The sequence below is a fragment of the Neolewinella aquimaris genome (assembly GCF_014197245.1).
GTDB classification, from domain to species: Bacteria; Bacteroidota; Bacteroidia; order Chitinophagales; family Saprospiraceae; genus Neolewinella; species Neolewinella aquimaris.
In genome coordinates this window covers 186,420-200,007 of the sequence record NZ_JACIFF010000002.1, presented here as the reverse complement: position 1 = coordinate 200,007, position 13,588 = coordinate 186,420, and the positions used below count along the sequence as shown (strand labels likewise).

Genomic DNA, 13,588 nt, shown 5'->3' with positions numbered 1-13,588 from the left:
CCTAGAAGGGCTCAACCTAGGAGGTCAACCTTCAAGTTAGAATATACCAAGGATGAGGGTTTCTAAGCCGACCCTGTATTGCCCCAGAATATACCAAGGTTGAGGCTTTCTAAGCCGACCCTGTATTGCCCCGCGTTTAAGGTTCGCTCTGGAAGGGCTCGACCTTGTATTCCGCCCTGGCAGTCTCCCAAGATTACTAGTCCCGTAATTTAAAACACATTCCTATCCTTCCCTACTTGATTGAGTTAGTTTGATCCCGGCCGAGCACAGCAAAATTAGAATCAGATATATATAAATATTTCTAAAATCGTGCGCGTTTTTGACAATTTCTGGGAAATAAATTACCAGATACATAACGGTGAATACAAGTACTACCAAGATATATGGAAGATATCTATTCATAATTCGGAAAAGTATTAGCTTTGGGCTGGCACACTTAATCTGTTTTTGTACGTACAGAGCAGATGAAGACGCAAAACAAACCTATGTACGCCAATGTGTCCAGTAGGGACGGTCCGATCGTATCAAGGTTTTGGAGAAAGGAGTCTATTACGCTTAACGAAACTACTCGCTATATTTTCGAATCAATGAAGATTTGGCATTTTTGATAGGTGTAATGTTACCATCCACCAGCCCCGCCTCCACCGGTGCCACCGCCCACTTCGCCGCTGCTTGTCCCTCTGTTTTCGTGAAGGCCAAAGTATTTACAAATTGATTTGACGAGAAATATAGATGGAAATATTACAAGGCCTCCATTGATTTTGGCATTGTTCGTCACGTTTAATTCTTTCATTATATATAGTTTTTATAGTAAGTGTCACACTAGTAATATACGGTATTATCCAACACACCGGTGACCGAAAGTGAATCAGATGTTATGACTTCATAATTTTTTTGCGTTATTTTATTTAAACTGTAGTCGACCTACAGTTAGGATGTTAGCTTATAGTAGTTGACGCGAGTGTGCAACATTAAAAAAGTTTGAGCCTTCCGAAATCTTGGTTTTGCGCTTTTCCCTTTCATTGAAGTCCTTCAGTACTTGGAAGTACAGTAGTGAAATGAATAATGTAAAGCTTCCAGCGGGATGGGCACGTTTGGAGATTTGTTCCAATAATGATATCATAGAAATACTGCTTGATCAAAGTAAGAGCAGTGTGTGATTAATGCTAAATGTGCTTTGCAGTATTCGCGATGCAAGGTAACTAGTGCCCTTCTCGTACTGGGTCCGCATGTTCTGACCTGACCCTTTCCGTTTCTAAGGATGGTCGATAAGCCATGACAAGCACCAAGCTATAAAGCGACAAATTATCTATATACGCACATTATCACCTAGTTCTTGATTATCAAGTGTATACATAATAATATAGCAGTATTGCAAGTAAAGTTACCATTGCAGCACCTGAAGAAATGGTCTGAACGTTCTCTAAGTCATCCATGTGAAATATATGTTCCATAACTGTCGCGGAAATAATATATACCAACGATGGAAGGACAATACAGAGGAGAAAACAGTATACGTATTTCATTGCAATTTTGTAGAAGAGGGCCTCATGCCAGTGGGGGGGGGTACATCTACCTACCTGTACATGAGGCCCTTAAGTTACGTGTCGTCAGGCACAATGACTGTTGTGATTTCCAAAGAGGCCGTTAAAAAAACCCCGGGCGAAGCGACCAACATTTCTAAGTGTTGCCTGCACGCTATCAACCCAGTCACCTTCATTGTTACTGCCACCAAAAATAAGCTGCAGTTCGGGAATTTTAATAGTTTTCATAGGAAATTGTTTTTAGTCTATACCATAAGGGTCGGTCCACCCGTCTTCGACGGTTTCTAACACTCCTTTTCCAAGGACGAAAGTTGCTGCGGCTGTGAACGCCTTCCAAACAACTTGCAAGAAGCCACCATCAATCTGTTCTACCTCTTTAATACTCAAATTTTTCATCAGAATTAATTTTAGTGAAAAAATATATAACTACATGTATATCTTAACTCTCCCTAAGTTCGCAAAGAACTCGCTGAGATAGTTTCGGACTGCGTGGCCCCAGCTTTCTCCACTACAATAAGGAAGTTCTCTTTCTTGAGCGCCACCAAAAATTATTTGATAATCCTCGTTCAATAGTGATTTCATCGTGTTGTGTATTATTGGATTAATTAATTTTGTAATCATCAGGAGTAGGTAAATCAAGACCCGTAATTTCCTCTATCTTGTAAAGGATGTCCCAAAATGGGCTGCCTGTAGTTCCGCCTTGAACGGACTGGCATTCGAGAAATGCAAGATTCTTCATTAGGTATAGATTAAATAGTCAGTAATAAAATGGCTTTTAAAGCTCCGGTCAATTCAATATCGATACAACTGCTTGCTTGAAGGTGTGTACCCTTAAAACATTACGCTGACCTCCAGCTCCGTAACCCTACGTTCCACTCGACTTCGTGGAACAAAAAATTGCTTAACCCGCGGCTCCAGCACCGGAAAATAACAGCTGATCATAAAGCCCCGAACGCCGCCGCCGGTCAGTTCTTGTAGGGTAGTTGTGTCGTTGATTGATTGCATAATGGTATGAATTTAGAGTTGTGATGATTTATGTTGCTTGTTCCGTTTGCGCTCCATTCGCTCCAGGTATTCTTCGAGACTGAGGTTCTCGTTCCAGTGGAGGGGGAGGTGAGGGAGGTCGAAGTCAGGTTCTTCGAATTCGTCTGGGTATATTTCGTTATGATTCACGATAAATGATTGTTGTTTTCCGTGAGGTGATACTGCAAAGTTGCACTGCGTCACTCTACTATGGGTGGAATAATGTTAAAGTTTTGGGTAATTCAAAAATATATCGGCCGGGCAATTGTGCGAAAAATATGCATCGCACTTTATCAAAGTAAAGCGGCCGATTTTTTCTGAATTAAACCGATAGCGTTCTACCGATTTTGAATACTGCAAAGTTGCAGTGCGCCACTCTACTGTGGGTGGAATAGTGTTAAAGTTTTGGGTGATTCAAAAAAAATTATTGGTCGGCGGATTTTACAGAAATATATATCGCCCAATACTGAAGTATATCCGCTGCTTTTTCGTGAAGTGAATCGATAGCGTTCTACCGAATTCGTATGGAGCAAAGTTGCCGTACGTCACGCTACACCCACCGCAAGATGCTGCTGATTGTATCGCAGACTTGCGCAGCCTACCGACTAATTAGATACCATATCGTATTTACGATAAAGTGGAACAGAATACAGGCGTACAGGCTATCGTAGCGGTGGTACAGATAACCCAGTGCGATTCCAAGGGTGAATATTGGAAATAGGCTCGCCCGTAAACCGTGCATCAGCGCGAATATGGCGGCTGAGAGTACGATGCTCAGGTATACCGGAATGCTGCGGCGCAACCGATCCAGGATCAACCCCCGAAACAGTAGCTCCTCTAAGGTGGGAGCAAGTACGCATATCGATATAAAGGCAAGCGTAGGGAATTCCCGTAACGTCTGCACATCCATGCCGGACGAGCCGCCCAGGAGTTGAGGAAAGAGGTAGCAAATTCCGAACAGACCGACCATCGTAACACAGTAGTACTTCACCACCTTTTGTAGGTACGTCCACCGCCACGACCACCCGAGGTGGGCCGAACGATCGAGCAGGAGCCAGGCGCTGCAGGTACTCCCGATACCAACCAGCTGAAAGAATATCGCCCGGTAAAATCTCAGGGAAGGGGATGGTGTGAACCTGCTAAAAACGTAGTCGCACACCATACCCCAACATACAGCCAGGAGGCAGGCGGCACCCACCCACGTTAGATCGGTAAGTAGGCGAGATCGGCGGCGCGTGGAAGTAATCTCACTACCCGCCCGGCGACGGACGGATGGTGGGTTCTGCGGGGTTGTCAATTGCACGCTACCCCGGTTTCTACGTGAGGCGTACCGTAATACCAGTGCCCGAAATGATGACCGAGGTGCTCGCCGAAGCCATATAGTAGGCCGGCAACAAAGCCTAGTGTCAAGAGGTAGATTCCCGTCCGGAGGCTGGATCGAATAAACAGAGAAGTAGACATAGCGTGATTTAGTGTTTCGTTTTTTTCTTGCCACCGTAGTGGATGGCCGGCATTAGGTTTACCGCTTGTAATCGAGCGGGGGGACGGCTTGACGGCAGTTAATCGGTGTAGGGATACTGGCGCCGGCATCGGATAGCCAGGTACCACACGGACTTCCGGTGGATTTGCTCACCGCGTGACCGACAAACTGGTCGCCGTAGGGTAGTAACTGTTGTGTGTGTTTCATGGGATGTGTGATTAAGACCGGTGAATGGATGCGGCCTTTCCCATGAGGGGTATACAGGTTGCCCCACCAGCTGCATCGCGTAAAACGGCTGGGTTTGTGCGCTTAAATCCCAATTGCAGCTCCACGCTCTCGGAGTAGGTATAGCTCTGCCGCCGTACGCAGAAATAGATAGGGGCATCCATGGCCTTCAGTTCTCCGATCAAGCGGTACAGCATGCTTCTCGAGATGCCGAGGCGAACGGCGAACTCCTCCGGCGTGCCGGTTCGCTGAAATTTGATGAGGCGGTGCATTTTATGCAGACGGTCGAGATGTTTGGATAGTGACATATTCAGTTGTTTTTATGGGTGTCTCGTGAATGGAATGGTATAGTTGACGGGACGTGGCCGGAGGCTGGATTGCTTTTCCTGAAATACCTCGCACCTGCGACCCCGCCCGCTGCTATGCCGCCAGTCGACGGACGACGCGGCTGGGAAATTGCTTGTTCCACAGTTCCCGGTACTTGCCGTCGGCGGAGATCAGGTCTTCGTGGGAGCCTTCTTCGATGAGTGCCCCGTCCTGTAGCACGACAATCTTGTCGGCGTCCATGATGGTGCTCAGGCGGTGGGCGATGACGATGATGGTTTTGCCCGCGGCGCGCAGGTGGTTAATGGTGTCCTGTACGAATTGCTCGCTGGCGCTGTCCAGGGCGGAAGTGGCCTCGTCGAGGATCAGGATGTCCGGGTCCCGGTATAATGCACGGGCAATGGCGAGGCGTTGCTTCTGTCCGCCGCTCAGGTTGGTGCCGTGCTCGCCGACGTAGGTGGCAAAGCCGTTCGGCAGCGATTCGATGAAGGAAAGCAGGCCGAGCTCCTTGCAGATCGCAAGGATGCGCTGCATATCGGGGGTGTAATCACCGACCGCGATGTTCTCGATGAGGTTACCGGCAAAGAGACTCAGTTCCTGGGGAACAACACCGATGCGTGCGCGCAGGCTCCGGTTGCTGACGTAAGTAAGGTCGGCATCTCCGATAACGATTTTCCCACCGGATAGCGGATACAATTTTTGCAGAAGGGAGGCGAGGGTGGACTTCCCCGACCCGCTTTCCCCTACCAGCCCGGTTATTTGGCCGGCAGGGATGGTCAGGTTAAAATCCGTAAACACGTTCTTTCGGGAACCGTAGCTAAAACTTAGGCCACGGAAGCGTACATCTCCGATCATTTCGCGCTTAAGGTCCATCAGTTCGATGTCCTCTTCCTCACTTTCCAGGTCTATGATTTCGAATAGTCGATCCGCCGCGATCAGGGCGTTTTGTATAGTCTTATTCATGCCGATGAGGCCCTTGGCCGGTCCGGTGAAGTAGCCGATCAGGGCGTAGAAGCCGAGCAGTTCGCCGGGGGAGATGGCCCCCTCGATGACGTAGTAACTGCCCACCCAGAGCAGGATGATGGTAAACAGGCGGCTCACGAGTTCCGAGGCATTGCCCGAAAAGATGGAGTTGATGCCCGAGCGGTAGGTCGTTTGCAGCAGTTTCACGAAGCGGCTCTCGGTCTTCAGGTTGGCGTGCTCCTCCAGTCCGAGTTGCTTGATGGTGCGCACGGCGTTGACGCTTTCTACGAGCTGGCTTTCTAGGTCGGCCGAGCGCTCCATGAGTTCCCGTTCCCGACTGCGGTTCAGTCGGTTGGTGATCCAGTAAATGGCAACGTAGCAGGGGACGACAATCAGCAGCACCAGCGCCAGCTTCCAGTAGTAGGTGAACATCAGTCCGAAACTGAACAGGACGATGAAGACGTTCACGAGCAGGTTGATGGCCACGTCGTTGATGAAGGCCCGGATCTTCACGGCATCCCCGATGCGGGAAATGATCTCGCCCGTGCGCATAGTATCGAAGAAGCGTTGGGGCAGCCGCAGCAGGTGTTTGTAGTAGCCCAGAATCAATCGCGCGTCAATGAGCTGGCCCGACCGCATCACCATCACCGACTTCGCAACACCGATGAAGATCGATACGAGCAGAATGCCTACCATGGTCAGACTGAGTAGGTTCAGCAAGCGCGTATTGCGATTGATCAACACGAAGTCGGTAATCTTTTGCAGGTAGATCGAGGTGCTCAGTCCCAGCACGGTATACACGATGGCACCGAACAATGCCTGAACCAGCGTGCTCCGGTGCGGCTGCAGCAGGGCCCGAAAGCGGGCCGCCGTGGAGACTTTTTTGTTCCCCGCCTGGAAGTCCTCCCCCGGAGCGATGAGCAGCAGTACGCCCGTCCACTCTTCCCGCCACTGCTCCCAGCTGCGTTTCTCCATGCGCCCGCTGCCGGGGTCCATGACCTGTACGTACTTGTCGGTCACTTTGTACACCACCACGAAGTGGTGCAGCCGCTTATTGACGATCACGTGCGCTACGGCGGGGAACTCCGCCTCTGTCCGCAGTGCTTCCTCTTCGGCGCGTACGCCCTTACAGCTGAAGCCGAGCTTTTCGGCCGCCTGGATCATGCCCAGCAGATTGGTTCCCTTCTGGTCGGTACTCGCCAGTTGACGAATCCGGGCGATGGGCAGCCCCAGCCGGTAGTGGGCTCCGATGCTGGCCAGGCAGGCCGCGCCGCAGTCGGTGATGTCGTGTTGTTTGATCGTCTTCTTCATGGCAGCTTAGTTGTAGGTGGGATTGAACCAGTCGTCCAGCTTGTCGTGCAGCAGTTGGAAGAGCGACCGTCGGGTGAGGGTGAAGTGGGCCGTCAGCGTCATGCCTTTGCGCAGGGTGCCGACGTAGCCGTTCTTGAGTTGCAGGGCCTTATCGTGTAGCGTACAGGTGACCAGAAAGGCAGCACTTCCCTCTACTTCGGTCACGTCGGTTCCGATCTCAGTAAGGGTGGCGCGGGCCAGTCCCCACTGGTTGTAGTTGAAGGCATCGAGCTGCAGCCGGACGGGCAGACCTACCCGCAGCAATCCGATGTCGGACGGACTCACGTAAGCCTCCACCCGCAACGCACCGTCGGGGGAAATTTGCGCCAGGGTCTGACCGGCGCTGGCGAAGGCTCCGACCTGCACCCCCCCGGTCTGGGTCAGGTGGCCGTCCACCGGTGCCGTCACTACGTACTGCCGCGCCCGCTCCTGCAGTTGTTCCAGTTGCCGGTGGAGATCGGCATTCTCACGCTTGACGCGAATCAGTTCTTGGGTCCACACGTGCTGCTGTCGCGTAGTCAGCTGCCGGCACTGTCCTTCCAGCAGCGTTACTTCGTAGGCGGCCTGCTCGAGGTCCATGCGGGCGACGGAGCCGGTTTCCATGAGTTGTTCCTGTCGTTGCAGGTGCCGGCGGGCGTGTTCGAGTTTCAGGAGTGCTTCGTCGCTGCGGCGGCGGAAATCGCGGTAGTCGCGCTGGTAGCCGGCGGTGAGTAGGGTAGGGTATTCCTGTTCGTCGGTCCCGGTAAGCCGACGCAGGTCGGTAATGGCTTCGCGGCGCTCCGTAAGCTGTCGGCGCAGGTGATCGGCTTCGGTGCCCAGTTCTGCGGTGCTGATGGTGAGTAGGGTATCGCCGGCACAGATCGCTGCGTTTTCCCGCAGTCGTGCCAAAGTAACGTTGCCGCTGACGGGACTTACGACGGGGGCGAGTTTCAGAGCCGGGCGCAGGATGCCCCGGCTCTGGCTGTTGACTTCGACCTCAATGAGGGGCAGGGCGGCGGCGGTCACCAAGATGCCAATCACGACAGTAAGGTAGATCAGGCTGCCGGTCCGGGAAAAACGGGCGTGCAGGCCTTCGATGTTTCCCTCCACGAGCGGGAAGGGGAAGAGCCGGGGCGCTTCGGAGTTCATAGTGCAAGTATTTTGGGCGGGTGCGCGGGTGCAGCGAAAATCAGGCCGCGAGGCGCAGGGTATATTGGCATTCGTCCGCTGCGGAGATCCGAACGGAGAGGGTAGTAAAGGTGCCGTCGTCAAGCGTGGGGTAGGAGCCTGCCTCGATCCGGTGACGGCCTGCGGGCAACCGGAGGGCGGCAACCAGCCAGTTCGGAAGCTGGACTTCATGCCCTAACGAAAATCCGGCGGGGGGGAAGTGCTTTTGCCGGATCTCCTCCCCGAGGCTTTCGTTGGTAAAGTGGATCAGCAATCGACCGGTCGGTGGATCGATCCGTAGGTAGCCCCTCACCCCATTACTTTGTGAAGTAGTGGATAGGACGGATTCAGGCTCTATACCGCAAATACCGAGTCCGCTGCAATTCGGGGACTCCGGAGAGCCCAGTCGTACCTCCACGCTGATCCCACTCCGGCAGTGACGTAGATAGGTGGCGTAGGGGGAAATTACGGAGAGCATGGCTTGACTTTTTGGAAGGGGAAATGAAGTTTCCTCCCTTCAATAAGCCAAAGATCAGGCGGCCCAGTCGGGTAAAAAAGGACAGTTTACCGGCCCGCGTTCCGGCAAAATCAGGGTAGTTTCGTCTCTTAAATTTGCGTAATAAACTGATATACAGATGGTTGTGTAAAATGCAACGCTTACACCCCCGCCGCCCGCTCGGCCAGTGCTACGAAATCCTCCACGGTTACGTGCTCCGGGCGGCGGCGAAAAATCTCCTCGGCCGCCAGTACTTCCGGCGGGAATACGGACTTTAGGCTATTGCGCAGCATTTTGCGCCGCTGTCCGAAGGCTGATTTAACGACGTGCTTGAACTGTCCGTAGTGTTCGTCGGCAATTAGGGGGACGGGGCGGCGAACCAGGCGGATCACGGCACTCTCCACCCGCGGCGGCGGAGCGAAATTGCCCCGGCTCACATTGAAGCACAGCATCGGTTCGTACCGCACCTGCACCAGCACGCCGATCACGCCGTAGACTTTAGTTCCGGCGCCGATGATGACCCGATCGGCCACTTCCTTCTGGAACATGCCCACCATTTCCGGGATTAGGCGGTAATTGTCGAGCAGCTTGATGAGGATCTGGCTGGAGATGTTATAGGGGAAGTTACCCACCAGACCGAAGGGCCGCCCGCCGAAAACCCTGGCGAGATCGAGCTTTAGGAAGTCACCCTCCAGAATGTCCTCACTTAGTTGCGGGTAGTGCGTATGGAGGTAGCTGATCATATCACGGTCCGCCTCGGCTACCTTGAGGTGGAAGGCATCGCTACGGTCCAGCAGGTGCTTGGTGAGCATGCCCTGTCCCGGCCCGACCTCCAGTACTTCATCGTACTGATCCGTCAGCTCCAGCGCCTCCGCGATCTGCCGGGCGTAATGCTCGTTGGTGAGGAAGTGTTGTCCGTAGGATTTTTTGGCGCGCATGGGGGTGAAGGTACGAGCGAAGCAGCTTCCAACGCAAGGGCAGGAGCCGGGGGCGGTGATTCGACGTTGGACGATAAATGATGGGCGCCTGTCGATATTATTCGGAAAAAGGTAAAAAAGTTTTTGGCTGCTGATTGCAATTGTCGGGCCGGCGCGAAATGCTCCCGCACCACAAGAATGATCGGAGCTAAACCCTAGTGTACACTCGGTTACCGCATGATTTTTGGCGAAGTTGCTTTTGCATCTGTTTCGTTTGGTGTAGGTACATGATTGCCATTTCTTTGCGGGCCAAATGGCGGAATCGCGCAATGTGTGTAGATACAGGGAAATCCGTCTTCATATACTTGTCGTATCAACAATACGTACAACCACCCGCCTTACCCCATGGGTAGGTCGGAGATACGTACAGTCATTTAGCTTTACCTAACCCACCAACAACAATGCAAAGACGTTTACCCTTTACGGGAGCCCTCATTCTGTGTATGTGCTCCGTTCTCTCAACCTCACTAACCGCCCAAAACCCTACAACCTCAGCCCGTTATACCACCCTCGATCAACGTTCGGATGTCACCGAACTCACCATCAGCCCGGAACGTGGCACTCCGACACTGATCGAATTATCCCCCGCCGTTCGCCAGCAGGCACAATCACGACCTACGACCGACGTCCTGAATGAGCTGTACCACCTGCCCGACCAGCAAGTCACCCCCCAACTCGAACACACCACCCGCGAAGGCTCCGGCCTGAAGGTGGAGCGTTACCGTCAGTACTACCGCGGCATTAAGGTCGAGCACGGCCGGTACAATGCCGTCTACAACGACGAAGGGCTGCAACTGGTCAGCAGCGAACACTACGAAGTGGATCCAGCGCTGAAGATTCAACCGACCCTCAGCCGCGATCAGGCCCTGCAGCGTGCCCTGGACTACGTCGGTGCCCGGCAGTACGCCTGGGAATTCATTGAGGAAAATTACGTTCGCCTGGCCTGGTCCGCCGATTTCCTCGCTCACGTAGCACAGGAAGTGGAGGCCGTTCGCCCCGGCGGTGAGCTCGTGATCGTCGACGATTACGACACGGAAGCCACCGATCCGGACCTGGCCTGGAAGTTCAACATCTACGCCAACGACCCCCTTAGTCGTGCCTGGATCTACATCAATGCCCACACCGGCAAGGTGATGTTGCGCGATGCCATTATCAAGCATGCCTCCCAGCCGATTACGGTCCAGACCCGCTACGCCGGCAGCCGCGAAATCATGGTAGATCGGCAGGCGGGCCTCACGGACCCCCACAACAATTTGCCCCTGCTGGATAGCCGGACCAATCTACCCGCAACCGCACCGCTGTATGTACTGCGTGACGATACCCGCGGTAAAGGTCTGGAGACCTACGACCTCAATGGTCAGGGCGGCCTGCCGCTTTCCCTGCCCGCGATCTATGCCCAGGGCAAGGCGTTCACCGACGATAACCTCGATTGGAGCCTGACCGAGCACAAGCGCGGCGGAAGCAATGAGGCGGAAAACGACGACATCGCCTGGGACGCCCACTGGGGTACCCAGATGGTATACGATTACTGGCTGAAGGTTCACGGTCGACGGAGCTACGACGACAACGACATCGCCATCAAAAGCTTCCTCCACTACGGCGTCGCCTACGACAACGCCTTCTGGAACGGCACGGCGATGACGTACGGTGACGGGAGCTACCAGGGTGGATTGAATCCCGACGGCTCTTTCGCTCCCCTGATGAGCCTCGACGTCTGCGGCCACGAGATCGGCCACGCCATTTGCAGCAACACCGCCGACCTGGTCTACGCAAAGGAATCCGGTGCCATGAACGAAGGCTTCAGCGACATCTGGGGCGCGGCCATCGAAGCTTACGTCATCCGCGCCGTTGATCCGACCTTATCGGACATCATGGCCCCTTTCGGCATCGGTGAGCAGATCGACGAACGAGACGGTGGCGTCCAGTACCCCGCCGACGGCTGGGTGGCCCTGCGCTACATGGATGAGCCCGGACGTGCCGGCGACCCCGATACTTACGGAGGTGCCTTCTGGAAAAATCCCGACTGCAGCCCCAACCTGGCCAACGACCAGTGTGGCGTGCACACCAACTCGGGCGTACTGAACAAGTGGTTCTTCCTGCTTACCGCCGGTGAAAACGGTACCAACGACCTTGGGAACAACTACAGCGTGAGCGGTCTTGGGTTTGAGGTGTCCGAACGCATCGCCTACGGAACCGAGCTGCTGCTTACCCCGAATGCGACCTTCACGGAGGCCCGCGCGGCATCCATCGCCTTTGCCCGCAGCATGAGCGAAGCGGGTGGCGGAAAGTGCGGCAACTACGAAGAGCAGGTTACCAACGCCTGGTACGGTGTTGGTGTCGGCGACGCCTTCGATTGCGCCCAGGTTGCCGCCTTCACTACTCCAACGACTTTCGTAAGTGAGCGCGTTGAGGACGACAACGGATGCACCGGCGCCAAATTCGTGTACGTCGAGGCAGCCGTTACCGGAAACGGGAAAGCCAGTCTCGCCGGAACGGCTACCGAGGGAGTGGATTACTACCTGTACAATGCCGCCTACAAAACCGGTCCTAACGGATTCGGCGTCCATAACTTCAAGTTCAAAATCTATTCCGACGGGATCGCCGAAGCGGATGAGACCATCATCATCAGCCTCGGGCACGGTACGACGCACAAGTTGACCATCCTCGACGACGACGTGCCACTTACCGTCGGCAACGGTACCGCGGTGCTGCTTGAAAACAATATGCGGTCTTCCGGTTTGCCCAGCGGCTGGAGTGCAACCTCCTTCTCCGATAACGGCCCGAACGGCTGGTTCGCATCCCCGATTCACGGAGCGGTGGTCAGCCCCTCCTTGCTTGGTAACATTGCCCCGACGCCAACCTACGATGGCAACGATCAGATCGGCGACGACATCCTGCTCTCCTCTCCCATGCTTGACGCCCGCGGCCTGCACCAGATCAAGCTCAGCTTCGACTGGAAAGCCGGCGGTGAGACCGATGTGCCTACGGACGTCGTCGGTACCAGCCCGGTAGCGGTTCCCTTTGATTACGGCAACCTGGCCTACTCATTCGACGGAGAAACCTGGACCGACTTCCCCACCTTCGACCCCTTCGTCGGTCCTGCCGGCGTACCCACTACGGGCAATTTTGCCAACGCATTGCCCGACTTCCTGCAGGGTACCCGCTTCTACCTCGGCTGGCGCTGGCGCAACGACGGTCTGGTGAGTACGGCCTACAGCTTCAGCTTTGAGAACGTTCGTGTCACGGCCGAACACCCGCGCATCGCTACCAAAGTATCTTCCGACCGCAGCACCGTTTACGGCAACGCCACCTCCTACTTCACCTCCCCCGATGGTTCGGAGGTCCTGGCGGCATACGAGAGCCGCAGCAATCATTACTTCGGCTGCACCACGGTAGAAATTCTTACGGAGGGTACCGGTAAGAACCGCTGCTCCGGTGGCGTATTCATGGACAAGACGTACCGGATCACCTCCAGGTACTTCCGTCCGAACAGCCCCATTACCGTTCGATTCTACCTCACGGACGCCGAAATTGAAGGCTTCGAGAATTCAAGCGGCCACAGTCGCAATGAATTGCGGGTCTACACCTCGAAGTCTTACGTGTGCTCGCCCAACAGCAAGCCAGCGGAAGCCAGGTTGACTTACGTAGAGGAAATAGACGGCGGAGTCGAGGTGATCGCCTACCTCCAGTCGGACGGTGATTACTTCTCGATCGGAACACCGGATGCCAGTCTGCCCTTCTTGCGGGAGGGCAAGCAGACGAAGGAAGCTTCGGCACTGAGTGTCTACCCCAACCCCTTCACGACCCAGTTTGAGGTAGTCGCGCCGAACAGCGAGGGAGGAACCGCACGGATCTTCGCCCTAACCGGACAGCTCCTCGTATCGAAAACCTTCAGCGGTGTACGGGCTAAGATTGAAACCGCCACGCTTCCCGCCGGAGCCTACCTGCTCCGTCTTGAACTCGCCGACGGTACCCGCACCGAGCACCGAATTGTAAAGCAGTAAGTTGTTTATAGCGTTCTCGAAATGAAAGTGACCGCCCGCTTTCCCATTACCCGGGG

11 protein-coding genes are annotated in these 13,588 nt (G+C 54.4%); 1 reads left to right on the top strand and 10 read right to left on the bottom strand.

Translation table 11 applies throughout. From position 1 onward, the window contains the following. Positions 1-619 precede the first annotated feature (619 nt). The 10 genes from GGR28_RS05405 to rsmA form a co-directional block, all read right to left on the bottom strand. Positions 620-793, bottom strand: coding sequence for a hypothetical protein (locus GGR28_RS05405; protein ID WP_183494723.1), 174 nt, complete (start codon positions 791-793; stop codon positions 620-622). 817 nt (positions 794-1,610) lie between these two features. Further along, a complete protein-coding gene (locus tag GGR28_RS05400; RefSeq protein WP_183494722.1) occupies positions 1,611-1,772 on the bottom strand; it encodes a hypothetical protein in 162 nt (53 codons plus the stop codon). Positions 1,773-1,784: 12 nt separating this feature from the next. After that, a complete protein-coding gene (locus GGR28_RS05395) occupies positions 1,785-1,940 on the bottom strand; it encodes a hypothetical protein (RefSeq protein ID WP_183494721.1) in 156 nt (51 codons plus the stop codon). 621 nt (positions 1,941-2,561) lie between these two features. Beyond that, the gene (locus GGR28_RS05390) at positions 2,562-2,717 is read right to left on the bottom strand and encodes a hypothetical protein (protein ID WP_183494720.1); all 156 of its coding nucleotides are present in this window, start codon (positions 2,715-2,717) and stop codon (positions 2,562-2,564) included. A 448-nt stretch (positions 2,718-3,165) separates the two neighbouring features. Further along, positions 3,166-3,558 carry a CPBP family intramembrane glutamic endopeptidase gene (locus tag GGR28_RS05385; protein ID WP_183494719.1) on the bottom strand — a complete coding sequence of 131 codons (393 nt, stop codon included), beginning with the start codon at positions 3,556-3,558 and terminating at the stop codon, positions 3,166-3,168. Positions 3,559-4,265: 707 nt separating this feature from the next. Then, positions 4,266-4,580: a hypothetical protein gene (locus GGR28_RS05380; protein ID WP_183494718.1), complete on the bottom strand. Its 315-nt coding sequence runs from the start codon at positions 4,578-4,580 to the stop codon at positions 4,266-4,268. Positions 4,581-4,692: 112 nt separating this feature from the next. After that, the gene (locus tag GGR28_RS05375) at positions 4,693-6,870 is read right to left on the bottom strand and encodes a peptidase domain-containing ABC transporter (RefSeq protein ID WP_183494717.1); all 2,178 of its coding nucleotides are present in this window, start codon (positions 6,868-6,870) and stop codon (positions 4,693-4,695) included. Positions 6,871-6,876: 6 nt separating this feature from the next. Then, the gene (locus tag GGR28_RS05370) at positions 6,877-8,037 is read right to left on the bottom strand and encodes an HlyD family secretion protein (RefSeq protein ID WP_183494716.1); all 1,161 of its coding nucleotides are present in this window, start codon (positions 8,035-8,037) and stop codon (positions 6,877-6,879) included. A gap of 40 nt (positions 8,038-8,077) precedes the next feature. Then, complete coding sequence (locus GGR28_RS05365; protein WP_183494715.1) at positions 8,078-8,533, bottom strand: hypothetical protein; 456 nt, start codon at positions 8,531-8,533, stop codon at positions 8,078-8,080. Between the two features lie 179 nt (positions 8,534-8,712). Then, positions 8,713-9,489: a 16S rRNA (adenine(1518)-N(6)/adenine(1519)-N(6))-dimethyltransferase RsmA gene (gene rsmA, locus GGR28_RS05360; RefSeq protein WP_183494714.1), complete on the bottom strand. Its 777-nt coding sequence runs from the start codon at positions 9,487-9,489 to the stop codon at positions 8,713-8,715. A gap of 440 nt (positions 9,490-9,929) precedes the next feature. Here rsmA and GGR28_RS05355 point away from each other — a divergent pair, with 440 nt between their 5' ends. Beyond that, complete coding sequence (locus GGR28_RS05355; RefSeq protein ID WP_183494713.1) at positions 9,930-13,532, top strand: M4 family metallopeptidase; 3,603 nt, start codon at positions 9,930-9,932, stop codon at positions 13,530-13,532. The last annotated feature ends 56 nt before the right edge of the window (positions 13,533-13,588 follow it).

What these genes read in the sequence shown, in the direction of transcription:
- GGR28_RS05365 (WP_183494715.1), bottom strand. Translation starts at nt 8,533, where the DNA reads ATGCTCTCCGTAATTTCCCCCTACGCCACCTATCTACGTCACTGCCGG.
- rsmA (WP_183494714.1), bottom strand. Translation starts at nt 9,489, where the DNA reads ATGCGCGCCAAAAAATCCTACGGACAACACTTCCTCACCAACGAGCAT.
- GGR28_RS05355 (WP_183494713.1), top strand. Translation starts at nt 9,930, where the DNA reads ATGCAAAGACGTTTACCCTTTACGGGAGCCCTCATTCTGTGTATGTGC.
- GGR28_RS05395 (WP_183494721.1), bottom strand. Translation starts at nt 1,940, where the DNA reads ATGAAAAATTTGAGTATTAAAGAGGTAGAACAGATTGATGGTGGCTTC.
- GGR28_RS05405 (WP_183494723.1), bottom strand. Translation starts at nt 793, where the DNA reads ATGAAAGAATTAAACGTGACGAACAATGCCAAAATCAATGGAGGCCTT.
- GGR28_RS05370 (WP_183494716.1), bottom strand. Translation starts at nt 8,037, where the DNA reads ATGAACTCCGAAGCGCCCCGGCTCTTCCCCTTCCCGCTCGTGGAGGGA.
- GGR28_RS05400 (WP_183494722.1), bottom strand. Translation starts at nt 1,772, where the DNA reads ATGAAAACTATTAAAATTCCCGAACTGCAGCTTATTTTTGGTGGCAGT.
- GGR28_RS05375 (WP_183494717.1), bottom strand. Translation starts at nt 6,870, where the DNA reads ATGAAGAAGACGATCAAACAACACGACATCACCGACTGCGGCGCGGCC.
- GGR28_RS05380 (WP_183494718.1), bottom strand. Translation starts at nt 4,580, where the DNA reads ATGTCACTATCCAAACATCTCGACCGTCTGCATAAAATGCACCGCCTC.